This is a genomic window from Leptolyngbya sp. 7M (assembly GCF_018128485.1).
Genome location: NZ_CP070897.1, coordinates 4,136,012 through 4,158,993 on the forward strand (window position 1 = coordinate 4,136,012; position 22,982 = coordinate 4,158,993).

26 protein-coding genes and 1 pseudogene are annotated in these 22,982 nt (G+C 49.6%); 14 read left to right on the forward strand and 13 right to left on the reverse strand.

Going from position 1 to position 22,982, the window contains the following annotated elements:
- The first annotated feature begins 34 nt into the window (after positions 1-34).
- The gene (gene rplL / locus JVX88_RS21100; protein ID WP_036004479.1) at positions 35-433 is read left to right on the forward strand and encodes a 50S ribosomal protein L7/L12; all 399 of its coding nucleotides are present in this window, start codon (positions 35-37) and stop codon (positions 431-433) included.
- A gap of 98 nt (positions 434-531) precedes the next feature.
- On the opposite strand, the gene JVX88_RS21105 is transcribed toward rplL, so the two are convergent.
- Positions 532-1,068 (reverse strand): GIY-YIG nuclease family protein, encoded by a 537-nt coding sequence (locus JVX88_RS21105; protein ID WP_211620079.1) that lies wholly within the window; start codon positions 1,066-1,068, stop codon positions 532-534.
- A 56-nt stretch (positions 1,069-1,124) separates the two neighbouring features.
- Here JVX88_RS21105 and JVX88_RS21110 point away from each other — a divergent pair, with 56 nt between their 5' ends.
- From JVX88_RS21110 to JVX88_RS21120, 3 genes and pseudogenes are all read left to right on the forward strand, one after another.
- Positions 1,125-1,628, forward strand: a complete 504-nt coding sequence (locus tag JVX88_RS21110) for a methyltransferase domain-containing protein (RefSeq protein ID WP_211620080.1) — start codon at positions 1,125-1,127, stop codon at positions 1,626-1,628.
- 396 nt (positions 1,629-2,024) lie between these two features.
- Positions 2,025-2,375, forward strand: a complete 351-nt coding sequence (locus JVX88_RS21115) for a hypothetical protein (protein WP_211620081.1) — start codon at positions 2,025-2,027, stop codon at positions 2,373-2,375.
- A gap of 501 nt (positions 2,376-2,876) precedes the next feature.
- Positions 2,877-3,833 (forward strand): annotated as a pseudogene (locus tag JVX88_RS21120) (molybdopterin-dependent oxidoreductase); the annotation flags it as partial.
- Positions 3,834-3,852: 19 nt separating this feature from the next.
- Here JVX88_RS21120 and JVX88_RS38785 read toward each other — a convergent pair.
- Positions 3,853-4,305 carry a signal recognition particle receptor subunit alpha gene (locus tag JVX88_RS38785; protein ID WP_225931133.1) on the reverse strand — a complete coding sequence of 151 codons (453 nt, stop codon included), beginning with the start codon at positions 4,303-4,305 and terminating at the stop codon, positions 3,853-3,855.
- Between the two features lie 61 nt (positions 4,306-4,366).
- Positions 4,367-4,561 (reverse strand): hypothetical protein, encoded by a 195-nt coding sequence (locus tag JVX88_RS21125; protein ID WP_211620083.1) that lies wholly within the window; start codon positions 4,559-4,561, stop codon positions 4,367-4,369.
- Positions 4,562-4,875: 314 nt separating this feature from the next.
- Between JVX88_RS21125 and mdh the strand changes: the two genes are divergently transcribed.
- Positions 4,876-5,808: a malate dehydrogenase gene (gene mdh / locus JVX88_RS21130; RefSeq protein ID WP_211620084.1), complete on the forward strand. Its 933-nt coding sequence runs from the start codon at positions 4,876-4,878 to the stop codon at positions 5,806-5,808.
- A 102-nt stretch (positions 5,809-5,910) separates the two neighbouring features.
- On the opposite strand, the gene JVX88_RS21135 is transcribed toward mdh, so the two are convergent.
- Positions 5,911-6,180, reverse strand: coding sequence for a hypothetical protein (locus tag JVX88_RS21135; RefSeq protein WP_211620085.1), 270 nt, complete (start codon positions 6,178-6,180; stop codon positions 5,911-5,913).
- On the opposite strand from JVX88_RS21135, the gene JVX88_RS21140 reads away from it, so the two are divergent.
- The 5 genes from JVX88_RS21140 to JVX88_RS21160 all read left to right on the forward strand — a co-directional run bounded on the left by JVX88_RS21140 (position 6,162) and on the right by JVX88_RS21160 (position 10,979).
- Complete coding sequence (locus JVX88_RS21140; RefSeq protein ID WP_211620086.1) at positions 6,162-6,824, forward strand: FHA domain-containing protein; 663 nt, start codon at positions 6,162-6,164, stop codon at positions 6,822-6,824. The genes JVX88_RS21135 and JVX88_RS21140 overlap by 19 nt on opposite strands.
- A gap of 476 nt (positions 6,825-7,300) precedes the next feature.
- Positions 7,301-8,497 (forward strand): formamidase, encoded by a 1,197-nt coding sequence (gene fmdA, locus JVX88_RS21145; RefSeq protein ID WP_211620087.1) that lies wholly within the window; start codon positions 7,301-7,303, stop codon positions 8,495-8,497.
- Entirely contained in the window at positions 8,487-9,233 is a 747-nt protein-coding gene (locus JVX88_RS21150; RefSeq protein WP_317134401.1) for an ATP-binding cassette domain-containing protein, read from the forward strand. Before fmdA ends, JVX88_RS21150 begins: the two co-directional genes overlap by 11 nt.
- 72 nt (positions 9,234-9,305) lie before the next feature.
- Positions 9,306-10,472: a glycosyltransferase family 4 protein gene (locus JVX88_RS21155; RefSeq protein WP_211620088.1), complete on the forward strand. Its 1,167-nt coding sequence runs from the start codon at positions 9,306-9,308 to the stop codon at positions 10,470-10,472.
- Positions 10,473-10,508: 36 nt separating this feature from the next.
- Complete coding sequence (locus tag JVX88_RS21160) at positions 10,509-10,979, forward strand: hypothetical protein (protein WP_211620089.1); 471 nt, start codon at positions 10,509-10,511, stop codon at positions 10,977-10,979.
- Between the two features lie 42 nt (positions 10,980-11,021).
- Here JVX88_RS21160 and JVX88_RS21165 read toward each other — a convergent pair whose 3' ends face one another.
- A complete protein-coding gene (locus JVX88_RS21165) occupies positions 11,022-11,483 on the reverse strand; it encodes a DUF4383 domain-containing protein (RefSeq protein ID WP_211620090.1) in 462 nt (153 codons plus the stop codon).
- A gap of 272 nt (positions 11,484-11,755) precedes the next feature.
- Between JVX88_RS21165 and galT the strand changes: the two genes are divergently transcribed.
- Positions 11,756-12,835, forward strand: coding sequence for a galactose-1-phosphate uridylyltransferase (galT, locus tag JVX88_RS21170; protein ID WP_211620091.1), 1,080 nt, complete (start codon positions 11,756-11,758; stop codon positions 12,833-12,835).
- A 237-nt stretch (positions 12,836-13,072) separates the two neighbouring features.
- Here galT and JVX88_RS21175 read toward each other — a convergent pair whose 3' ends face one another.
- The 7 genes from JVX88_RS21175 to JVX88_RS21205 all read right to left on the reverse strand — a co-directional run bounded on the left by JVX88_RS21175 (position 13,073) and on the right by JVX88_RS21205 (position 20,029).
- The gene (locus tag JVX88_RS21175) at positions 13,073-14,515 is read right to left on the reverse strand and encodes a penicillin-binding transpeptidase domain-containing protein (RefSeq protein WP_211620092.1); all 1,443 of its coding nucleotides are present in this window, start codon (positions 14,513-14,515) and stop codon (positions 13,073-13,075) included.
- A 12-nt stretch (positions 14,516-14,527) separates the two neighbouring features.
- Positions 14,528-15,073, reverse strand: a complete 546-nt coding sequence (gene mreD / locus JVX88_RS21180; protein ID WP_211620093.1) for a rod shape-determining protein MreD — start codon at positions 15,071-15,073, stop codon at positions 14,528-14,530.
- Entirely contained in the window at positions 15,070-17,658 is a 2,589-nt protein-coding gene (locus JVX88_RS21185; protein ID WP_211620094.1) for a protein kinase domain-containing protein, read from the reverse strand. The genes mreD and JVX88_RS21185 overlap by 4 nt, the downstream gene beginning before the upstream one ends.
- Positions 17,604-17,990, reverse strand: a complete 387-nt coding sequence (locus JVX88_RS21190) for a S8 family serine peptidase (protein WP_211620095.1) — start codon at positions 17,988-17,990, stop codon at positions 17,604-17,606. The genes JVX88_RS21185 and JVX88_RS21190 overlap by 55 nt, the downstream gene beginning before the upstream one ends.
- Before the next feature lie 291 nt (positions 17,991-18,281).
- Positions 18,282-18,608 (reverse strand): hypothetical protein, encoded by a 327-nt coding sequence (locus JVX88_RS21195; protein ID WP_263975198.1) that lies wholly within the window; start codon positions 18,606-18,608, stop codon positions 18,282-18,284.
- A 138-nt stretch (positions 18,609-18,746) separates the two neighbouring features.
- Positions 18,747-19,139: a sensor histidine kinase gene (locus JVX88_RS21200; protein ID WP_211620097.1), complete on the reverse strand. Its 393-nt coding sequence runs from the start codon at positions 19,137-19,139 to the stop codon at positions 18,747-18,749.
- On the reverse strand, positions 19,136-20,029 hold the full coding sequence (locus JVX88_RS21205; protein ID WP_225931664.1) for a CHASE3 domain-containing protein: 894 nt from the start codon (positions 20,027-20,029) through the stop codon (positions 19,136-19,138). Before JVX88_RS21205 ends, JVX88_RS21200 begins: the two co-directional genes overlap by 4 nt.
- A 2-nt stretch (positions 20,030-20,031) precedes the next feature.
- Here JVX88_RS21205 and JVX88_RS21210 point away from each other — a divergent pair, with 2 nt between their 5' ends.
- From JVX88_RS21210 to JVX88_RS21220, 3 genes are all read left to right on the forward strand, one after another.
- Positions 20,032-21,201 (forward strand): polymorphic toxin-type HINT domain-containing protein, encoded by a 1,170-nt coding sequence (locus tag JVX88_RS21210; protein WP_211620099.1) that lies wholly within the window; start codon positions 20,032-20,034, stop codon positions 21,199-21,201.
- A 2-nt stretch (positions 21,202-21,203) separates the two neighbouring features.
- A complete protein-coding gene (locus JVX88_RS21215; protein ID WP_211620100.1) occupies positions 21,204-21,854 on the forward strand; it encodes a hypothetical protein in 651 nt (216 codons plus the stop codon).
- A 244-nt stretch (positions 21,855-22,098) separates the two neighbouring features.
- The gene (locus JVX88_RS21220) at positions 22,099-22,299 is read left to right on the forward strand and encodes a hypothetical protein (RefSeq protein WP_211620101.1); all 201 of its coding nucleotides are present in this window, start codon (positions 22,099-22,101) and stop codon (positions 22,297-22,299) included.
- Here the strand turns inward: JVX88_RS21220 and JVX88_RS21225 are convergent.
- Entirely contained in the window at positions 22,270-22,902 is a 633-nt protein-coding gene (locus JVX88_RS21225) for a cofactor assembly of complex C subunit B (RefSeq protein ID WP_211620102.1), read from the reverse strand. The genes JVX88_RS21220 and JVX88_RS21225 overlap by 30 nt on opposite strands.
- Positions 22,903-22,982: the final 80 nt, after the last annotated feature.

Genomic DNA, 22,982 nt, shown 5'->3' on the forward strand with positions numbered 1-22,982 from the left:
TGTTTATACTTAACCATCTACAAGGAGTTCACTCATGTCTGCAAAAACAGATGCAATTTTGGAAGAATTGAAAACCCTCAGCTTGCTGGAAGCGGCTGAACTGGTGAAGCAAATCGAGGAAGCTTTCGGCGTTAGTGCGGCTGCTCCGGCGGGTGGCATGATGATGATGGCGGCCCCAGGTGCTGCGGCTGCGGCTCCGGCTGAGGAAGTAGAAGAGAAGACCGAATTTGACGTGGTTCTTGATGAAGTTCCTGCCGATAAGAAGATCGCGGTCCTCAAGGCAGTGCGTGAACTGACCGGTCTGGGTCTGAAGGAAGCCAAGGAATTGGTAGAATCTACGCCTAAGCCCGTGAAGGAAGGTATTCCCAAAGAGGCGGCTGAAGAAGCTAAGAAAGCAATCGAAGCAGCAGGCGGCAAAGTCAGCATTAAATAGAGCTGCGGGAATTGCTCCCGATAAGCTACACGTGAATCGAACCGGAGGGCGGGTTTTTCTCGCCCTTTTTTGTTTGGAAATGGAATTGGGGTATGGCACTACTTCAAATTCAGCAATCCTGCTTCCTTCGCTTTTGGATCGAACCGGATGGCCATCTTGACGCCTCTTGCCTCTAGCGCGGCCAACACTTCTGCCTCTACTCGCCGAGCCACCTGCTTCAGAATTTTGATTCTTCCGGCTTCGTCGCTGGCAGCATAGGCGCTTTGTTCTTCCGGCGTCATTTGAGTTTTGGCGTCGATGGGCTGGTTCCATTGATCTGCTGCCGCCCCATTGCCGATGGGAACTGCTCCATTTTCGGTAATCCAGGCATCTCGGATCGCTTCCAGAACGGTGCGGCTAGGCCGCTCGATCGTCTTCACCTTGACCCAATAGCAAGACTGCGGCTGGCGGACCAAATGCTGCTTTAAACTAAGGCCAACGTCACGAGAATAGCCGACATACTGCAAAACATGGGCCTGATCAAAAACAGCATAGACGCCGACTTGCTGATCAAACTGGGAGCTGACCTCTCCGTCTTGATCCAGAACTGGAATGGCAGCGAGCGTAGCTAGAGCAGGTGGATTAGAATCAGTCATTATCGTTGAAGTAACTTTGGTAAACTACTAGGCGGCAGCAAACTGAGTCACAGGCCATGAAATTTTGTAAGGTTGCTGACATTGCCGACTGGCAAGATGAGGCGTTTCAGGCGACAGCATCTCTTTTGCAATTGGAGTCGGTGAGGAATCGTCAAGTCTGGCCCTTGATTCAGATCTACACCGGACTGCATCAATTGGGATTGCTGGGAGGGCAGGCCACAGCCCTAGGGCTGGCAGTGGGTGACGAACCGCTGATCTATGCGTTTGCCAACGGTTGTAATCGAGTGGTCGCAACCGACCTGTACGATCTCTACAACGGGCGAGAGACGCTCACGACTCAAGAGGTTTACCGCCGCAATCCCTTCCCCTATGCCACAGATCGTCTCGAAGTTCGCCCGATGGACCTGACGCGGATTGATTATCCAGATCACAGCTTTGATTTTATCTGGAGTTGCCGCGCCATCGAACAAATGACCGTCCTTCAGATAGGCCGGATCGTAACCAAAGGCTGTCCCCATTTCGGTATAGGATTTGCCTTGCCAAGATTGCCGGAAGATTAGGTCTTGAACTTTCGTTAAACGTTGGTGGTCTAAAGCTTGGTTGACGATGGCTAATGCCTCTTCAAGGGTCATGGATTTGAGGAGTTGAACGGGAGATGCGGAGATGCGCGGCAGTTTTAATCTAACAGCTCCTAGAGCCTGCTTCTAGGAAATATTAATGATTTCTACAACCTAGAGAAATGAACAGAGTTGCAAAAAGTCTCTCCTGTTTGCTCGTCAAGCTACAACTTTTGCCAGAGGAGAGTAAGTTTGTTTATCGCTACGTTTGTAACTGGATTCAAAAGCTCATACGTCTTGTGAAAGTAAAGATTGGTTGTTGGTCATGGCCGATCGGTAACTTTAAGCTGGCGCAGAGTCTGTGAATCTGAGCAATCAAAAGCAATGGAGACTTAAATTATGCTGAATTTGATTTCCGGAGCAGTGGCTCGTATTGGTTCTTTTCTAAATGGATTCCAAGTTAAGCGGTTTTTAGCGGTTGTTTTGATTGGGTTCGTAGTATTAACTGCGAATGTCGGCAATGATCGCGGCGCTCAAGCGATTAAGAACAAAGTTGATGAAGCGATTCAGCAAAATGATTCGGATCGGCCTAAAACTGTAGGACAATGGAAGCAGGAAGCACGTGAAACCGAGGGTGCTCCAGGTGAGCGTCTGCAACGAATTGCCGAAGAAAGCAAAGAAGCCGTAAAAGACTGGGCAAAACTCTATCCAGATACAGCTGAAAGAAGTGCTCGCGCTGCCCAAGACTAATCGAAAAGACTAATCGAAATAAAACCGACAATTTATTACCAGGCTCGATGCCAATGATTGCCAGTACTGGTTTTCAGCATTGGATTTGTCTGCTCCTGACGCCTAGGTTATCTTGATCAGCAGCAGTCTCCATTCCTGAACAGGAAAAATTTAATCGTGGATCGAGCCTCAGAACACTCAATGTTGCGAATAGGAATGTTGCGAATAGGCGATTTGCGCTAAGTTGAAGAGAGCCAGACTCGCAGCATTAGCCGTATGGATACTCAGAAGCCTTTGAACAATCAACCCCTGTCACCCGTTGAGGATACAACCGAAAATGCTCCCAACATGGGCGGCGGCCTGCCGGTGATTCAGTATTGGGCCGAACATACCCTCTCGCCCGAAGGTCCCAAACTCTGGCAAACCCTGCTGCACAAAAGTGCCTGTCTGTCTTGCGCTTGGGGTACGGGAGGCCAAAAAGGAGGCTTCACAAACGAAGTGGGCGAACCACTCCAGCGCTGCATGAAGAGTGTAGAAGCCATTTCCGCCGAAATTCAGCCGGCAGTGCCGTCGTCTGTGTTTGCACAGCGCCCGCTCAGTGAGCTGCAACAGCTTACTTCCTTAGAAGCGGATCGTCTTGGTCGGCTGAGTGTACCGTTGATTCATCGAGCTGGCAGCGACCATTACGAACAGATTGGTTGGGACGAGATTTACCAAATCGCCGAAGCTGCCTTTCGCCAACCGCCGGAACGAATTGCTTCTTACAGTTCTGGTCGCTCTTCTAACGAGGCCGCCTTTTTACTGCAACTGCTGATCCGCACATTGGGGTCCAACAACTTAGCCGATTGCTCTGACCTCTGCCATTCGCCTTCTACCGTGGGACTGAAGCAGATGTTCGGCTCCGGTACCTCAATGGTCAGTCTAGAGAACCTGAAAAAAGCTGACTGTGTGGTGCTGATCGGTTCCAATGCGCCTGCCAATCATCCGCGCTTGATGAACGAGCTAATTCAACTGCGGGAACGCGGCGGTAAGGTCATTGTGGTGAATCCAGTCATCGAAGTTGGCCTAGTTAAATTTGCCTCGCCTGCTTTTCCGATTAAATCGCTCTTAACTGGCTCCGAGATTGCCTCGCTTTACCTTCAACTTGCTCCCGGCAGTGATGTGGCTCTGTTTGTCGGGATTCAAAAAGCACTGATTGAAAAAGGATTGGTACGAGAAGATTATTTAAAAGCATATACCGAAGGCTGGCAGGATATTCTAGAACAAGCAAAGAATACGAGTTGGAATACCATTATCTCAACCTGCGGTATATCTCAAACAGAAATTGAAGCAGCAGCGCACATTATTGGTACATCAAAAGGCGTTGTATTTGCCTGGGCAATGGGTATAACTCAACACGATAACGGAGTCGATAACGTTTACAGTATTGCCAACACGGCTCTGCTCACGGGCAATGCCGGCAAGGAAGGGGCAGGCACGATGCCGATTCGAGGCCATTCTAACGTGCAAGCTGTTCGCGGGCTGCGGGCCTGTAAACATCGACCGAAACTAGCAGCGGCTTGCGTTCCTGATTATCGCGGAGCCAACGCGAGATCTTACCAGTGGACGTTGTTTTACCAGAGCCCTGCAGTCCGACGATCATAACAACGTTCGGTGTTTGCTTTGTGAAAACAAGCCGAGAACTTGTTCCGCCCATCAGCGAAACAAGCTCGTCATAGACGATCTTGACGACCTGTTCGTGCGGATTAAGTCCCTGCCAAACTTCTTGACCTTCGGCCTTTGCGCGTACTGATTCGACGAACTCTTTGGCGACCTTGTAATTTACGTCCGCTTCGAGCAGCGCCATCCGGATCTCGCGCAACGCTGCATCTACGTGTTCGGGCGTCAAACGGCCCTGCCCACGCAGATCTCTCAGCGTTTTCTTGAGTTTATCGGACAGCGATTCGAACATATAGACACACTTCGGCTACAAGAGTCGAAACTATAAATAATAATTTCTACAGCCAAAAGAGTCAAATTTCAGACAGGGCGACGCGGACGGGTCGGCCGCCAAACAAGTTTTTGAACATCGTTGGCTCTCGCACGCATTCGATCGGCAAACCGCTGCCGAACGGAATTTCACAAATTCTAACTGATGGTCGGGTCTCGTGCCGTTTGGCCGCAGGTATGCCGCGGCTTGTTAGATGTTTCTTTACCGAAGTGGCCATTTTACAGCCCTTTGTTGGCTTTTGTGCCTGATCGGGGGCTGTTTGCTATGTATTCATCAGTTTACTGATGTGGAAGTTAGGTAAAAAACAAGAGAGCTTAGACCGCAATGCAGGCGAGCCGCTGACCGAGACCCGCAAACGAACAACCTGACGAACAAAACGATATCGGAAACATGATCTTTAAGCTTCCAACGCGGGCCAATGTCCAAGAAACAGCAGTCGGCCCTTTCTGCACGTTTTTGCCGTTTTGGCGGGTGTGTGAGAATATATGTGTTTTCGTTTAATACTATTTTTAAGAACAGGAAGGATCAAGAATGGCTGGAAGACATAAGGTTACGGTCGTCGGTGCGGGGAATGTCGGTGCGACGGCGGCACATTGGATCGCGGCAAAAGAGCTTGCGGATGTTGTGTTGGTAGATATTGTTGAGGGCACGCCGCAGGGCAAGGCATTAGACCTGGCACAGGCCGCACCGATCGATGGTTTTGATGTGAAATTGATCGGGGCGAATTCGTATGAAGAAACTGCGAATTCAGACGTTGTCATCATAACGGCGGGGCTGCCACGCAAACCCGGTATGAGCCGAGACGATCTGCTGAAGACGAATTCGGACATCGTCGGACAGGTTACGGATCAGGTCGCGAAATATTCACCGAACGCATTTATCATCGTTGTATCAAATCCGCTTGATGCGATGACGCAGGTGGCCTTCCGTCGTTCGGGCTTCCCGAAAAACCGCGTAATGGGAATGGCCGGCGTGCTTGATTCGGCACGTATGCGTTGTTTCCTGGCCGAGGCTCTGAATGTTTCGGTAGAGAATGTTACGGCGTTTGTGCTGGGCGGACACGGCGATACGATGGTCCCGCTGCCGCGTTATTCTACCTGTGCCGGTATCCCGGTTACTGAACTGCTTGATAAGGCGACGCTGGATGCGATAATTGACCGCACAGCGAACGGCGGTGCGGAGATCGTCGGCTTGCTGAAGACGGGCTCGGCATTTTATGCGCCCTCGCTCGGCGCGGTCGAAATGGCCGAAGCGATACTGAAGGACAAGAAGAAGATACTGCCGTGCGCGGTCTTCCTTGAAGGCGAATACGGTATCTCGAACCTGTTCGTAGGCGTGCCGGTAAAGCTAGGCAAGAACGGCGTGGAGCAGATAATCGAGATCTCGCTGACAAATGATGAGCGCGCCGCCCTGCACAAGAGCGCCGCCGCCGTTCAGGAGCTTGTCGATATTCTGGAGATCTGATAGGTAGATCGAATCCGTATGCGTCAGGGCTGTCGGAGACGACGGCCCTTTTTCTTTTGCGGCGTGAAAGAACGATTGCGTCAAAATGACCGGATCGGTCATTCATACTGACAGGGAACTGACATCATCTCTCAAGCATTGATCCGTTAACTTCTTTCTTTTTAACACCTTTGCCTCTGGCACGTTCATTGTTAATGAAATGTCGCGGAATGAAATGTGCTTTGGCACTTCCCACAAAGGAGAATTGAAGATGAACTTACCTGCAAAAATAACAGGTCTATTACGATCGGCTAGTTGTATTGTCCTGATCATGGCAATGACCATGATGAATCTTGCGATCACCAGCACCGGTAATGCGTCCGTCGGCTGCATTGCTCCGAACGCTACGGCAGGCAGGCTATGGCTGGCTCCAGGTGGAAGGAGTCCGGCAGCAGCTGATGCGAATGGCCCAAGCGGCAACCGCCCAACCCGTCCTAAAACAGCCCGACTCGACCGTATTTGCTACTGCTTTCAAGGAATTCACCACGGTTTTTGGTGACTCACCTACCGCCAGAGTTACCCTCACCGTCACATCGGGCAGCCTCACTGGTGAGGAATTTGTGTTTCAGGAACCAACCACCTGCATTATCGGGCGGGCCAAAGACTGTCAGCTCCAGTTACCCAACGACGAACAGCACAACACCGTCTCTCGCTATCACTGCGCTCTGGAAATTAATCCACCCATGGTCCGCATTCGCGATTTGGGCAGTTTGCACGGCACCTACGTCAATGGTCAAATGATTGGACGCCGCGCCATTAATCCATCCCAAAACCAACCGCAGCCTTCTCCAGAAAGTCTGCCTGACTATGCCCTCGCAGACGGCGATGAAATTCGGCTAGGCAAAGTGGGATTACGAGTCACCATTGTAGGATCCGAGCTGGATCCAAACCAAACTAGCTTTGATGAAACTGGCTTGATTGACCAAACAATTTTCCCAGCGAATCCTGCTGCGAATACCACGGATAATCATTCGTGAAGCCAGCCAGCCAGAAGAGTACTCTGGCAATTTGTATCAGAAGAAACTTTTTTAGTTTTGTAGTTGTGGTCTTTATAGTTAAGCGTTTGGATTCCGCACGCATCGCGTGTCTGTCGCACAGAAGTCTCGCTGAAAGCGGGACTGGCCTGACTCCACCTGGTAGCCGGGATTAATTTTAGATTGGATAAACCATCCATCGGTTCAGTACTTTCTAAATAAACCTGACTATCCATAGAATTTATTCAATAAAGTTAATCTCAACCTTCTCCTCAACTTGCCAACTTTGTTCTATGTTATATGAACATACCGTCATATGAGCAGCTCGTACAGCTTACCGAGATAGACTACAGATGAATCAACGTAGGCCAATTGAAAGCGAATTGAAGCAAGTCAATTGAAGACAAGATTAGGCCAATCGCCTTCAGCCAGTGAGGCGGAGTCCACCAGATATGGTTTGGTACACAAGGAGCAACTTCATGCCTAAGACGCTATTCAAAGTTGATTTGACGAAGCCAATGACTGAACAGGAATTACCGGGCCACAATCGTTGGCACCCGGATATTCCTGCGGTGGTTTCCGTCAATCCGGGCGATGTATTTCGAATTGAATGCAAAGACTGGACCGATGGCCAGATCAAAAACAATGACAGTCCAGATGATATTCGCGATGTCGATCTCACGGTTGTACATGTGCTGAGTGGGCCGATTTGGGTGAATGGTGCCCAACCGGGTGATATTTTGGTCGTCGATCTGCTCGATATTGGTGCGCTTCAAGGCGATGAGTGGGGCTTCACCGGCATTTTCGATAGAAAGAACGGCGGTGGTTTCCTCACCGATCACTTTCCCGATCCAGCCAAGGCAATTTGGGATTTTCAGGGCATCTACACCAGTTCGCGCCATATTCCTGGCGTCCGGTTTGCTGGCATTACCCATCCCGGTTTAATTGGCTGTGCCCCGTCCCATGAACTGCTCGCCAAATGGAATAAACGCGAGGCAGAACTCGTTCAAACTGCTCCCGATTTACGCACCTACGGGGCTGGGCTGTCGGGAGAAGCTCCGGTACTGGCCGCTTTGCCCAATCCCAACAACGCCATTTTGGGCACCTTGCCAGCGTCTGAGTACGAACGGGTAGCCGCCGAAGCTGCCCGAACCGTTCCCCCACGTGAACATGGTGGCAACTGCGACATCAAGAATCTTTCCAGAGGCACTCGAATTTATTTTCCGGTGTACGTGGAAGGAGCCAAATTATCAATGGGTGATATTCACTTCTCGCAAGGCGATGGAGAAATTTCATTCTGTGGTGCCATTGAAATGTCTGGCTACATTGATCTGCATGTAGACATTATCAAAGGCGGAATGGAAAAGTATGGCATGGTCAATCCTATCTTTAAGCCAGGTCCGGTAGAACCACGCTACTCGGAATACCTCGTTTTTGAAGGCATTTCAGTCGATGAGTTCACCGGCAAGCAGTACTACATGGATGTCCACATTGCCTACCGCCGCGCCTGTTTGAATGCGATCGAATACCTGAAAAAATTTGGCTACACCGGCGAGCAAGCCTATTTGCTGCTGAGCTGTGCTCCCGTTGAGGGCCGCATCAGCGGTATTGTCGATATTCCTAATGCCTGCGCCACCCTAGCCATTCCAACCGAAATTTTCGATCGTGGATTTTAGCTACGATGCCACCCATCCAGTCCTGCAGAACATTACGCTCACCATTCCACAAGGACAAATGATTGCCCTTGTGGGTGCATCGGGTGCTGGCAAAACCACCTTGGCCGACCTCATCCCCCGCTTCTATGACCCAACCGCCGGACTCATTCAAATCGATGGTGTCGATCTACGCCAATTTGACCTAACTTCACTGCGCCGCAAAATTGCTGTGGTCAGTCAGGATACGTTTATTTTCAATGCATCAGTCCGAGACAACATAGCCTACGGTTTAGCAAATGTTAGCGATACTGCCGTGAGCGAGGCGGCCCATCTTGCCAACGCTCTAGAGTTTATCGAAAATCTGCCGCAGGGGTTTGATACTCAGTTGGGCGATCGGGGTGTGCGGTTATCAGGAGGGCAACGTCAGCGGCTAGCCATTGCTAGAGCACTCCTACGTGACCCAGAGATCTTGATCCTCGATGAGGCAACTAGTGCCCTCGATTCAGTTTCAGAACGTTTGATTCAGGCTTCGCTGGCAAAGTTGTCGGTAGGCCGTACCGTCATTGCCATTGCCCATCGGCTTTCTACCATTACACGGGCCGATAAGGTGGTGGTACTAGAGCAGGGTCAGATTGTAGAACAGGGCAGCTACCGAGACTTATTGCAACAGCGGGGCGTGCTTTGGAAATATCACCAAATGCAGCACGAACTAGAGTCGATTAATCCAGTCTCATCCCAGGCATTACCGCGATCGTAAACTTTTCTGCAATCAGGCAATCCACTTAGAAATTTATTCGCCAATTTATTTGCGTGCAAAAGGAGGAATTGCATGAAGCTCTGTGTAGTCACACCCGGCGTGATCCGCGGCGATGGACAAGGGCGAGCCAATTACGAAATCGTCTGGGAAGCAATCCGCCAGGGGCATCAGGTGACGTTGGTGTCCAGTCAGGTAGCTCACGATTTGCAGCAACAGCCGCAGATTCGCTGGATCAATATTCCAACGAAACAGTATCCGTTGGCGCTAATTCGCGAGATTGTCTTTGCTTGGCGCAGTACCGCTTGGCTACGTCAACATCGGCACGAGTTTGACCTGATTCAAGTCTACGGCACCGCTACTGCCATTCCCAGCGACATCAACACCGCTCAGTTTTCCCACAATGCTTGGTTAAAATCGCCAGTACATGCCAGTCGTCAGCGGCGCGATCTCTATGGCGTTTATCAATGGCTGCATACCGCTTGGCATGCCCATTGGGAAAAGCGGGCCTTTCGTCAAACTAAACAGGCCATTGCCGTAGCCGAAACCGTAAAACAGCAGTTGATCGATATTGGAGTCGCGGCTGAGAAAATTGAGGTGATTTACAACGGTGTCGATTTAACCGAATTTCATCCAGAGCCAAATCTAGAGCCAACCGATCGGCGTCAGTTCAATTTACCTATTGACGTTACGCTGGCGCTATTTGCAGGCGATATTCGGCTGAACCGCAAAAATTTAGATACGGTGCTGCGTGCTTTGGTGCAGGTACCCGGACTACATCTAGCCGTAATTGGGGCGGTGGAGCGTAGTCCCTATCCCCAAATGGCGGTTGAGTTAGGCGTTGCCGATCGAGTTCATTTTATGGGATTTCGCTCAGATATTGCCCAGGTGATGCAAGTCGTAGATTTCTTTGTATTCCCGACCCGCTATGAGCCATTTGGCATGGTGGTGTTAGAAGCAATGGCAACCGAATTGCCGGTAATTACCACCGCCATTGCCGGCGTAGCTGAATTAATTACCCCAGACTGTGGCATCGTTCTAGCCGACACAGAAGATGTAGACGCATTGGCAGCCGCTATGCAGCGATTGATGGCCGATCCAGACCTGCGCCACCGCATGGGAAAAGCCGGTTACCTGATTGCTCAACAGCATAGCTGGAGTAGTAAGGCCAAGCGCTATATTCAACTGTTTGAAGATATGGTTACAAATACAACTAACCATCGTTTGACGCTCATCAGTTAGTAAGGCCAATTTTCTGAAGGCATCACGGAGCATAGTGTGAAAGCAAGAACAACTACCCATGCCTTACCTCAGTCGTTCAGCTTTGGTCTTCAGCCAGCCGTTGGCTGGAGCATCATTCTCGGCTTTGTGGTATTCACGGCTTTATGTCTAGCTACGGGATTAAGCCAGTTACTCAATTTGGCTTTTCCGGCAGGCGCTTTGCTCGTAGGTGTGTTACTCTATATTCGCTATCCCATTCTTTATAATGGATTTAGCTGGTGGATGTGGTTTCTGACACCCTTTGTCCGCCGTTTAGTCGATCAGAAAATTGGCTTTATGTTTTGGGTTTTATGTTTAATTATGCTCACCTACTTAGCCAAAACAAAGCTACAGCATTCACAAATTGATTGTGAACAGAGGGTGTGGGGGCGTTGCCCCCACGCAGGGGTGGAACCCCTGCACCCCGTTCAGATCCGATCAAGGATTGCTGTATCTCTGAACTCGATTAAACTCGAGCGCCAGGTATAGCTACTTATAAAGCCAGTTGCGAAGCCAAATCAGTCAGTCAACTCAAAAACGCCCGCGAGAACGGCCCGTTACCACCTCGCGTTCATGCTCGCGGATATCGGCAGGGGTAGGCGTCTTGAACCCAAAGTAGGCAGCAATAGCAGCAGTCAGGGCATGCAGCCAGACATCATGACCAAAGATGGGAATTAATCCAAACATGGTATTGAGTACCGGCAGGAGTCCCATCACCGCTAAAATGCCGTAGAAAATAGCCAATCCGCGTGAGTAGGTGCGAGCCTGGATATAGCTGCGGTAGGCAAATAACCCCCAGGCACCAACGGCCAGATGAACAATATTGTGGAGGACATTAATCGGAAATAGGTTAAGCAGGTAGCCGTAACCTTCATTTAGAACCACTTCAGGTCCACCTGTGCCCGGTGTTGCAACCATGCCCGGAACAAATCCAAAGATACCAATCAGAAGATAAATAATACCGCTAATTAAAGCGAAATAGCGTGCTCCCATAATCATGCTCCGTTGTAATCGATCGGGATATGTAATTGATCGGGGTAGTTCTCGGTAATTTTTACTTGAGGAATTTGTATAACGCTATTAAGAATCTAGATTAGCCTTTAACTGCTTTTAGTCTGCGCTAAAACCGAGAAAAAAATAGTCTGCCCAAGGTGGGAATTTTTAGGATTCAATCGATTCATGAAATCCGATTGCATCAGATTCAGCCATGATTGAAATAGCCCAGAAGCCAAAATGCTACCTATTCAACCTTTCAGAAACCAAGCATGTATTTTCAAACCCTGCATAAGCCCGATGGTCGCACCCTAACGCTCTATAGCCGTTCCCCCATTGCGAATGGCATTATCGCGCCCAGCCCCAGTGACGAACCCGTTACTGCCAATCCTCACCTGCGCTGGCATCCGCTGCGAGGCGAATGGGTGGCCTATGCTAGTCACCGACAAGGGCGGACCTTCATGCCTCCGCCCGAATACAATCCCCTCGCGCCCACTATTGACCCAAAATTCCCCACCGAACTACCCCAGGGAGAGTACGACATTGCCGTGTTTGACAACCGCTTTCCCTCGTTGACGCTAACTGCCCATGATCCACCCGCCAACATTGTACCTACTTTACCCGCTCAGGGCATTTGCGAAGTGGTTGTGTTTACCCAAGACCCTCAATCCTACCTGAGCCTGCTGCCATTAGATCATCTGGAATTGCTGTTAGAAGTTTGGGCTGATCGGACGCAGGCAATTAGCCGCCATGCTGAAATTCAATATGTCTTGCCGTTTGAAAACAAAGGCGTCGAAGTGGGCGTGACACTACACCATCCCCATGGTCAAATTTATGCCTATCCGTTTGTACCGCCTGTACCAGCGCGTATGCAGCAATGTCAACGAGAATATTATCAAAAACATCAGCGCGGATTATTGCAGGATTTAATTCAGAAAGAAATTGAGGACAATCAGCGCATCCTCTATCAGGACGAAACTGCCATTGCCTTTGTGCCGAGCTGTGCTCGCTATCCCTACGAAGTTTGGCTAGCACCCATCGACCCCATTGCCACCCTGAGTGATTTATCTGCTCAACAACGGCAGGGCTTAGCCAGAGCGCTGAAAACCGTGACCCTGAAGTATGACGGACTCTGGAATCGCCCCTTTCCCTATCTGATGGCCTGGTTCCAAGCGCCAACCCAGGGTTCCCATCCAGAATGGCATCTACATGCAGAATTCTACCCGCCCTATCGCACCCAGAATCGGCTCAAGTATCTAGCAGGCACCGAGCTGGCAGCAGGCATGTTTGCTAACGATGCGCTGCCTGAGGAAAAGGCGAAGGAACTTCAGGCAGTAATAGTGACGCTATAGCAAAACGCGATAGCCAATAGAAAACTATTGCACTCAATCCCTCCAGGTCAGCACAGGCAAATCATTGCATAGGTTTGGCATTTGGAGGTAAAGGCATCTCGATGAGCAGGACGATCTTTATTCGCAGGACTGATCAACTCAATTGCACCCACCAAAGTTGGTCCTTCCTGAAAACTAAAGACCTGTACTTCAATAACATTTGTATTCAATTGGAAGGGCAGTGTTACTGTCGGCGATTCAGGTATCCACTGCGAACTTCCCAAAATTCCCGATCGCCGCGACCGCACGAAGCATAGAGATCGGTGTTACCACGACAGTGTCTTGTCCGATCGAAGCATAGACTGTCCGGATATCCGGCCAACGTCCCTCGCGTCTTTCAACTATCGGTTTCCAGCTTTTCGGTGTTTGCCCTACTTTCTCATTTGGAATATCCAAGCCGGTGGTGCGGTCGAATTCAAATGTTTCGACCATTTTGATTATGCCTTCGACCTGCATCTTCAATCCTAGTCGGTAATAATAGCCATTACATGAACGGGAAATGGCCGGAATGAGCGTAGGAGCTCCATGGCTGCCCATACATTTCGTGAACTTGCTGCCGATCTGGATGCCGCCGCCGCAGGCGTAAGAAGATCGCTCGACCGTGATCGCATCTGATTGAAAACCGCCAACTGACATCGGTATCTTCCAGGTTGAGCCCGGAGGATAACGACCTTGGATCGCCCGATTGTATAGCGGACGATTCTCGTCCTGCCAATACGCAGCTATCTTCGCCCGTCCTTCCTTTGTTTTACTGCCTTGAACGAAGATATTGGGATCGAAAGAGGGAAGGGAGGCCATAGCGAGGATCTCACCGTTGCGTGGGTCAAGCGCGATGATAGAGCCGCGTTTTGAGACTGAACTAGCGAGCTGTGCCTCGGCCGCAAGCTGAATATCGAGGTCTATACTGGAGACCATGTCCTGTCCGGCCTGAGGTTCGACGCGATCGATCTCAGCCTGAAGGCGGCCACGGCTGTCAACTACAACCTTTCGATATCCCGGACGTCCGCGGAGAAATTCATCGTAGGATTGTTCGAGCCCACCTTTTCCGATTATGTCTCCCGGCCGAAACCCTTTTTCTTTATACTCCTGTTTTTCGAGCTGTTCGGGACTGATCTCCCCGACATAGCCAAGGACGTGAGCGAGCACCTCGCCGTGTGGGTAAAACCGCTGCGGCCTGATCTCAACACGCAGTTCTGGATATTCAAGCGAATGAGATTCGACCCAGGCGATATCCTGCATCGTTACATTCTCTTTTAGAACTAGAGTCTCAAAATCATTCTGTTTCTTGATCGCGTTCAGTCTCTCAAGGACGTACTCGCGAGCGATTGAAAGCCCGTTCGCATAGTCGTCTATGCGGTCGGAAACGTCGATGGATTTTATCGGTTCGTTTGAAAGGACGACATTGAATGTGGGACGTGAGTCCACAAGTATCTTTCCGTTACGGTCAAAAATGGCTCCGCGCGGTGCTGGGATCGGGATGAGGCGAATGCGTTGATTCTCAGCCCGCTCGCTGTAGTATTCACCCTTTACGACCTGGAGATAATAAAGCCGCACGCCAAGGATCGTTAATAAGATGAACACGATCACCTGGATCGTACCGATACGGAAACCAAGATTCTGTGAGGACTCATTGAACTTCATAAGCCATTTGTGTCATTTTCCTAACCGGATCGGGTTTCGTCTTCTAGTATGCCGGCGCTTTGGAAACATCTCACTTCGGCGAGAGCGGACCTTCTCAGAGAAAAGGTGATCTAGCATTATATAAACAAGGGTTCCGGCAATAGTTGTTCCGATCAGTGAATAGGCAATGGTTACCACAACCTGTCCGGCCGGTTCTTGACCGAATAGTCGATGCAAACCGTAATACACAAGGTCATCAAGCAAACACGCTGCTGCTATGACGGGAATTCTTAATAGCAAGTTGTCCAGATAGACTCGTCGGGCGACCTCCGAGACTATAAAAGCAACTACGGTCTTCGAAAAGCCATTGCCGCCAAGCAATCCGCCGCTCAATGCATCAACCGCGAGCCCCGCGATCGTGCCGAAAAAGATGGCCTTGATCGCATCCCGCTGAAGAGCGGCATAAACAACTATTATCAACGGTAGATCTACGTAAGCGAACGGTTCAGCGATGTTACGCAGCGTCCATTGCAACGCTACGGCGATCACCAATGCTATCGTTAGCTTTACGTTATTCATTTGCCCTTGGTTTCTTTTACTGCGTTGGGTATCTTCTTATCAAATTCTTCTTTTGCTGCTGGTTCATAGAGAAGGATCCCAACTTCGCGCATAGAATCTAGCCGGGCCGCGGGCCGCACCAATATAACGTGCGGCGTGGTAGCAGACCCTGATCGCACCTCGACTATCTCACCTACTTTAAGGCCCTGCGGATAGATGCCGTCCTGGCCCGATGTGTAAACGATCTGTCCGACCTCGACGGAGATCGTGCCGGGTACGTATCGCATCTCAAGGACATCACGTTTTCCTGTGCCTCCGACAACGCCAAGAGCATTCGAATTGGGGTTACTGGTATTGGTTTGGGACACTGCGTTCTGAGTAAATTGTGACAAGTAATCTGCAATACGCGGATTTTTGAAGGAGATATTCAGGGCTGCGCTGTTTTGTTTCAGCGATTCAGTAAACTGCCTGCAGGCAGTTTGTGCCTCAGATTCTCCGAGCAGCAGATAGACAAATCCCATACTTCGCAAAGCGTGCGTGCGGTAGTCTGGATGGCGTTGAATTACCCGCTCAAATACGTTGATTGCCTCTCGATAATTGCCGGCTCTAGCATAGAGAGAACCGTGATTATAGAGGCGACTAGCAGAATTAGCGTCAATCTGTTGCGCTTGCTCGAACAGGGCATCAGCGTCATTGAAATCTGCCTGGGAATAGTCTGCTTTTTCAATCAGGAATGTCGCCAATTTCATCAAAATGACAAAATCTTCTGGGGATGCATTGGATTTAGCGTTAGACAAATAAGCTGTAATTGCATCTTGATAAGAAACAGCATAGTCTTCATCGCGTAAATACTGTACAAGACCCAAATAGAAATGCGATTGTGGATCATCACGATCGAGCCTGATTGCCTCTGCTAAGGAATTCTTGGCGTTCACTAAGCTAGCAGTGGCATCATCTTGTTCGCCTTTCTCCTGATGATGTTGCCAGAGGATGAGCGAGGCGCGTCCTTGCTCCTTCAGGGCAGGTGGATAGTTGGGTCGAATAAACAGAATGCGATCGCAAGCAGCTTTAACCTGAATGGCTCGCTGCACCAGGTCATCGCCTGTTTCAAGCCGCTCCAAATTAGTCAGTGCATGACAGCGATTCACTTGGGTAAACCAGGAGGCGGTGAGGGCAGCACTGACACAGAAACCCAGGCAGCTTGCCAGCAGGAATCGTTTATCGGTGAGCCAGCGCCATTGCTGTTTATTAGTGAGCCGCTTCCAGCGAGTAGGAGACTGGGTTCGCCTCAGATCATATAAATCTTTCAGGATCTCAGAGGCAGAAGTATAGCGATCGGCATTATCATGGCGAACCATTTTGGTTAGGATTGCGGCTAACTGGTCACTCACCTGGGCCATTGGTTGGTCTGCCAGCGTGTAAAGCCAGATCACTTCTTTCGTGCGCGGATGCAGAGGAAAATCTTTAGGATGGGTATCCGTCAGTGCCTGAATTCCAATCATGCCAACCGCATAGAGGTCGCGATAGAACTTGGTTTGGCTTTTTACATTTTGCGGTGGAACATAGCCTGGAGAGCCAACCTGAGCCGCTTCTGCTCCTGAATCCAGTACGCTAGGAATGATTTGCTTAAACATGCCAAAGTCAATCAGCACAAGCTTGCCATCTTGACGGCGCATTAAGTTAGCAGGCTTGAGATTAAGGTGAGCCAAATTCTGCTGATGTACATACTTCAAGATTTCGAGAACCTCGATCAGCAGATCGATTACCTGATGTTCTGGCCAACACTGCCCTGGTATAAACTCCTCGTCTAAATTAGTGCCTTTGATATATTCTTGAACAACATAAAATTCTTCATCCTCTTCAAACGAAGCCAGCAGAGCAGGAATCTGATCGTGACCATTCAGTTTTTCTAGTTCCTTGAAGCTGCTGTTAATCAGATTACGAATTCTACCAAAGCTGTCAATATCGGTAGCGGGCGGTGTTATTTGCTTGAGAACGCCCCATTTCTGACGCGGCTGATGAATATCTTTGACTAAGTAAGTTTGAGTAAATTTATCATATCCTAATCGTTTAATTTCTTCGTAGCGTTTGCAGATCACACGACGCTCAATTGCTTTAGCTAATTCCTGCTCTACCCATTCTTGATTAAATACACTGGCATAAATTCGATTCGCGACTCTGAGATGTCCTTGCTGTTCTTCGACTAGCCCCAACCAGAGCAAGTATCTTGCATCCGTATCATCATCGGCTGCAACTGACTCTTGTTGAAGGATGCGTTGGTAGAGTTGTAGTAAACTAACGCAATTCTCGTTGTTATACAAAATTGCATCTCGAATCGCTCCCAACCGTTCAGCAATCGCCTCTTCGTAAGGTCGCAGTTCGGTCAGCGCATCCTGTACCCATTGCTCGTTAAACACCTCTTTGTAGATGGGATTGTAGACTCGCAAAGCGCTCTCTTGCTTCACTACCAGACCCGATAGCCGCAGCTCTACCTGCTCTAGACTATCATCAGCCGGAATCTGCCCCTCCTTCAAAATTTGCTGATATAAATTCAGTAAACGTGTGGCTCCCTCGCGCTCCTTGATGCGATTACTAATCGTGCGCAAATGTTCGGGATTATCTTGGGATTCCCAGTTGGTGCGGCATCGAAGTCGATGTTAGTGTTGAAGTTGGGCTGTAAGTCTGGATGAGTATACTGCACACCATCATCGAGAATGCCGACTTTAATGCCTCTCCCCCTGTAATCCTGCCATACCTTGACGATGTTCAGATCCACACCTGGAGTGCCGCCCGATTGGCCGGTGTTTTGCAGATACCACTGTTGCCCAAACAACGGATCTGACCCAAGCTGGGCCGTAGTAATAAACGCCTTGAGTTTCTGAGCCGGATGATAGATGGGATGGGCGGGATGGTCGCGGTCTGAAGAGGTAGAGTGCACAGAGGTCAGCAAAAAATAGAATAAATCGCTTTAGCCATTGTGCTTGATAGTACAACGCTGTGGCTATTCCCCGCTTGGGTACTTGACTGATTTTCAGACGATCTGCTTGCAGAATGTTTTGAAAGTATCGAATGTACTGCCTTCTTAAGTCACTGTTCACCACTCCCCATTTACTAAGTACCTCGGCATAATTAAAAACCAGATTCAAAACCCTGCACCGCCCGCGCAGGGTTTTGGGTTTTATGTTTAATTATGCTCACCTACTTAGTTCGCTAAAGGTCATTGAGTTGCTTACCGAGCCAGCCGTCTCCGCCCACCTGCCCAGGGAGGAGGACCACCCGCCTCGCGAATTTGAATTACTTCTCCATTACTGCGGGTGATGCGAAAGGCGTCAAAATCGTAGTCATCATATTCACCTACAACCGTGACTTGTTCTCCTGGTTCCAGGCTCAATTGGTGATACCAGCGGGGTCCTGCATCTACAATGATTTGGCCGGTGCCGTCATCCAAAATGAATTCATTGCCGACAACACTGCGAATCTCGCCAGAAATGCTGGTGCCCGGATTGCGCTGCAAATCACGGATTGGAATCTGTGCTTCTGCAACAGGAAGCGTCATTGCAACTAGAGTAGAGGTTAAGACTGTAGTTAGGATTGGTTTCATAGACTTAAATCAAACTACACTATCGACTATGACAATAGACTAACGAGAGATTATGACCAGATTATGACCAGCATTACTGCTGGAGGGATTTGTTTACTCTATCAAAGCTGCACTAGTGGGTAACACAATCTGGAATACTGATCCCTTGCCCACAGTACTAGTGACGCTAATTTGGCCTCGATGGGCTTGAGTAATTTGTTGGGCGATTGCTAGTCCTAACCCCATTCCACCGGACGCTCTAGACCGTTTTGAATCCACGCGATAGAAGCGCTCAAATACGTGGGGTAGTGCGTCTGGAGGAATACCAATGCCGCTGTCTTCTACCTGAATCAGACTCTGATTGCCTTGTATGAGTAGGCGTAGTTTCACCGTCCCCCCAGCAGCCGTATAGCGGCAGGCATTACTGAGCAGATTGGCAACTGCCTGACGGAGCAAACAAGCGTCGGCCTTCACTATTACAGGATGACTGGGCAATTGCTCGATCAACTGTAGCTGATGGGCTTGAGCCTGGGCAACCAGTCTGCCGCGAGCTGATGCAATAAGCTCGTCAGATCAACGAGTTGTAGCGCTTCAGCCGCCAATAACCCCTCATGACGGGCTAGAAACAACAGCTCATCGACTAAGCCACTCATCTGTTTGGTCAGGCTGACAATTTTATCCAGTCGTTTGCGGAGTGGTGGCGCAGGCTCCTCTAAGTCTTCCAGATCCATCAACCCAATTTGGGCATTGCTCAGCATGGCAGCTAACGGTGCTCTCAGTTCATGGGAGGCATTGGCAGTAAATCGCTGAAGCTGGTCACAGACATTTTCTAGCCGTTCATTCGTCTGCCGTAAAGCAACTTCTCGGTTGGCTAATTCCCGCTCCAATTGGTAAAACAGGTGAATTGCAAACCAGGCCCCTACTGTACCGATTATTCCTGAGATACACAGCGCCATCCAGGTAATTTGGCGATAGAAATCCTGATGTTGTTTTCGTTGTGTTAACAGATCTTCTTCTGTTTGAATAAACCGATCAATTGCAAGACGTGCTTCATCCATGGTCGTTCTTCCTTCCTCCAACCATTCGTATAGGGAGGCGGCTGGAACCAGAGTATCGATGCCAGTATGAATGCGTCTTAGTTCTCGCTGCAAGGTCAACTTCTGCTGCAAAATCGCTAAATTTTCAGCAACCAGGACACGGATATCTCGAATACGACGGGTCTGCTCCGGATTGTCTTGTACTAGTCGCTCTAGTTGATCCAAGGAGCGAGGAATCACGGTTTGAGCGCGATTATAGGGAGTCAGGAACTGATCGCGCTGCGTCAAACCATAGCCCCTCACTCCTGTTTCTGCATCAAGTACCCCCTTGCAAGCTTTTGTCCTGTACTGAGGGGCCAGGGTTGAGTTTGGCGCTCGATCTGACGCCTGGGGTGGGGGAACTCAAAGGGCTGGTAGAGGCAGTGACCGGCAAGGATTTGATCACCGGGGAAGACTTGGCTGCGTGGGAACGCATGATTGGGATTCTGCCCTACCTTAGCGATGTGGGCAAGCTAATCCAGAAGGCCGGGGATATTGCTAGAGCCGTTGAAGCAGGTAGTGATGCGGCGAAAGCGGCTGGTGCGGCCGGTGATCTAGCCAACGCTCAAAAGGCGGCACAGCAAGCAGATCAGGCGGCTGACTTCTTGGAACAGATGGCACCGGGGTCTCCTGAAGCACTCTTGGCCCGCCAGAGCGCTGATGAAGCCCTAGAGGCTGCTTGTTTTGTGGCAGGCACTCTGGTACTGACGCCGACTGGGCATCGGCCTATTGAAACCCTGCAAGTCGGAGAGTTTGTATTGGCTGCTGATCCAGAAACGGGAGTCGTGAAAGCCTGTCGGATTCTGCAAACCTTTGTGCGGGAGGTTGCTGTTGTCTTGACGATGCAAGTCGGTGAGGAGATTATTACTTGTACTCCAGAGCATCCCTTTTGGGTGCCAGGACAAGGATGGACAGCCGCAGGACAGTTAAGCTTGGGTACAGCATTGCTGACTAGAGCAGGCCAAATCGTCTCAGTCACAGCCATCGAACGACAAGTAGGGCTATTTGCCGTTTATAACTTTGAAGTTGAGGCGTTGCATACTTACTTCGTCTCCAGCTTGGGCATTTTAGTTCATAATACCTGTGATTTTGGGGACCTATCGAATGACCTATTTGCAGATTTACCAGTTGTTAGGCCTCGTTCACTTGATCGTATAGAACCAGCTCCAGAACAAATTAGATTAACTCCAGATAATTTGTCATCTGTGCAATTGAACAAACCATATATTTATGTTCTTGATGAATTAAACTCTCTTCAGATTGCTCCTCGTGGTTCCAGTGGGCAAAGTGGCGTGAAACATACTCAACTGACTGGCGGTGGCCCAGCTAAGGCTGCTGGTGAAATATTGTTTAGAGAGAACGGTGAGGTCTTAATCAATAACCAGAGTGGAAGATATTTCAGGCAATCCCCGGAAGCAATTAATCGAGTTCAAAGACTACTTGAATCTCAGAATCTAACGGTAACTCAGGTCAGTGATGCATTTGGAGATTAATTATGGAAATCGATGAATTTACTAAAAGTGCCCAGCAGGTGGATCTCAATGCGAAAGGAGCCATTGGAGACTTAGATACCATTTTGCACAAGATTGAGTTTCAGCAGTTAACCATTGATGACTTGAAATCGCTTTTCTCCCATAACGTATTCCTCTTCCAAATCATAGTCGGCTTATGGGCTTTCGGCTTTACGAGGAGTCCTAGATTCATAGATGGTGCACTAATTGGTTACAATGACAAGCTGATCGGCCAGGAAGAGCAAGTATTAATCAGTCGAGGACTGCTGGCAATCATCAAAGTCTGTCGAATCGAAGACGCATCTGATGGAGATGCCATAGATTATCATTATGATGCTTGTGGAAGACTTTTCAGACTAAATAGAGCAACGGCAGAGCAACTCCTAGTCGATGAACTTAACCAATCACAGGACATGCTCATATCAATGCGATTGATGGAGGCTTTGGGAGTTTTAGTTAGCCATCAGAACCAAGGCTTTCTATCTGAAGCAACTGTATGTACACTGGAGCGGATTGCAACTCAAAGCCAAAATTTTGAATTAAGGGAGTTTGCCAAACTGGTTTTGTTCAGGGATGTTGCCAGAGTTAATGAATACACAAGATTTCTTAACAGAAGTTTCAATTTGGAAAATTAGTTTGAGAAGGGCTTGGTGATTGAAACCGCGGCTACTAGTGCAAAGTCTGCCTAAGCAGATTCTCAAACCACTAAGTGGTTTACCAGCATAGGCAGATTTTATCTAGACAGAGCAATAACGGAATTGATTTAATAGAACAGGAAATACTACATCCACCACCGAATCGGGCGTCGATGCAGAGGGTCGCCGTTGGTCGCGCACATCCGAGTGGTCGAACACTCATGCTCGGTTCATTGAAGACGGCGTGGCCGACTGGAGCGAGTCTTGGTCTCGTCGGGTTTGGCAGGATGGTGAGCTGATTGAGGAACACACTGGCTCGACGAGTGGCCGAGTCAGCACTCAGGACGATGGGGCGATTGATCTGACACTGCCGGCTCCCAGCTTCCAAGATCTGACGCATCTGCTTGGGCCAGGGCTAAGTACAGGACAAAAACTTGTCGGCTAAACCAGCGATCCAAGTTTCGTCCTGTTGGGTATAGCTGCGAGGAGCATTCGCTGCCAGGATCATCACCCCCCGACTGCCGAGTGGTTGGCAAATCACACCTTGGGTATTTTCCGGCAAATAGTCAAATTCCACTCTGCCCGGATAAAGCTTCAGGTCAACCAAATAGACGGGTTTCTGGGTTTTCAGAACACGCTGCACAATCGCACCAGGTTTAACCTCGGCCTGTGATCCTAAAACACCTCGTCGCAATACCACTCGTCCGTCATACCAAACGACAACAGAGCGCGTTACCGTGTTGGTCAACAGCAGGTGAGAAGCCCAGGCCAGCTCGGTTTTGATCGGGTCAGGTAGGTCAGGCGCTAGCTCAAAGCCTTCTTCGCCGACTAGCTGCACGGCATCCGGTGATTTCGGCTGAACTCGCTGCCACAATAGGCCAGTCAGAATCAACACGGCACTCAGGATCACCCCCAAGGCGTCTGAACGGGCCTGAGAGTCGGTTAAGGCAGGGGTAAGGAGCCGATTTGCCATCAGCAGTAAACCAGCCAAAATGCCAACGGCAATCGGCAACTGGCGCAAAACTTGATTTTGATCGGGTTTAGCCATTGCTCCAAGGGTTGCTTCTCCTCTACCCTACACCCGACATGACCTTGCTAACCAAAGAGGCACAGTTTAATCCACCATCA

Excerpts from the sequence above, each read along its gene's own strand:
- rplL (WP_036004479.1), top strand. The coding sequence starts at position 35 with ATGTCTGCAAAAACAGATGCAATTTTGGAAGAATTGAAAACCCTCAGC.
- JVX88_RS21105 (WP_211620079.1), bottom strand. The coding sequence starts at position 1,068 with ATGACTGATTCTAATCCACCTGCTCTAGCTACGCTCGCTGCCATTCCA.
- JVX88_RS21110 (WP_211620080.1), top strand. The coding sequence starts at position 1,125 with ATGAAATTTTGTAAGGTTGCTGACATTGCCGACTGGCAAGATGAGGCG.
- JVX88_RS21115 (WP_211620081.1), top strand. The coding sequence starts at position 2,025 with ATGCTGAATTTGATTTCCGGAGCAGTGGCTCGTATTGGTTCTTTTCTA.
- JVX88_RS38785 (WP_225931133.1), bottom strand. The coding sequence starts at position 4,305 with ATGTTCGAATCGCTGTCCGATAAACTCAAGAAAACGCTGAGAGATCTG.
- JVX88_RS21125 (WP_211620083.1), bottom strand. The coding sequence starts at position 4,561 with ATGGCCACTTCGGTAAAGAAACATCTAACAAGCCGCGGCATACCTGCG.
- mdh (WP_211620084.1), top strand. The coding sequence starts at position 4,876 with ATGGCTGGAAGACATAAGGTTACGGTCGTCGGTGCGGGGAATGTCGGT.
- JVX88_RS21140 (WP_211620086.1), top strand. The coding sequence starts at position 6,162 with ATGCGTCCGTCGGCTGCATTGCTCCGAACGCTACGGCAGGCAGGCTAT.
- JVX88_RS21135 (WP_211620085.1), bottom strand. The coding sequence starts at position 6,180 with ATGCAGCCGACGGACGCATTACCGGTGCTGGTGATCGCAAGATTCATC.
- fmdA (WP_211620087.1), top strand. The coding sequence starts at position 7,301 with ATGCCTAAGACGCTATTCAAAGTTGATTTGACGAAGCCAATGACTGAA.
- JVX88_RS21155 (WP_211620088.1), top strand. The coding sequence starts at position 9,306 with ATGAAGCTCTGTGTAGTCACACCCGGCGTGATCCGCGGCGATGGACAA.
- JVX88_RS21165 (WP_211620090.1), bottom strand. The coding sequence starts at position 11,483 with ATGGGAGCACGCTATTTCGCTTTAATTAGCGGTATTATTTATCTTCTG.
- galT (WP_211620091.1), top strand. The coding sequence starts at position 11,756 with ATGTATTTTCAAACCCTGCATAAGCCCGATGGTCGCACCCTAACGCTC.
- JVX88_RS21175 (WP_211620092.1), bottom strand. The coding sequence starts at position 14,515 with ATGAAGTTCAATGAGTCCTCACAGAATCTTGGTTTCCGTATCGGTACG.
- mreD (WP_211620093.1), bottom strand. The coding sequence starts at position 15,073 with ATGAATAACGTAAAGCTAACGATAGCATTGGTGATCGCCGTAGCGTTG.
- JVX88_RS21195 (WP_263975198.1), bottom strand. The coding sequence starts at position 18,608 with ATGACGCTTCCTGTTGCAGAAGCACAGATTCCAATCCGTGATTTGCAG.
- JVX88_RS21215 (WP_211620100.1), top strand. The coding sequence starts at position 21,204 with ATGGAAATCGATGAATTTACTAAAAGTGCCCAGCAGGTGGATCTCAAT.
- JVX88_RS21225 (WP_211620102.1), bottom strand. The coding sequence starts at position 22,902 with ATGGCTAAACCCGATCAAAATCAAGTTTTGCGCCAGTTGCCGATTGCC.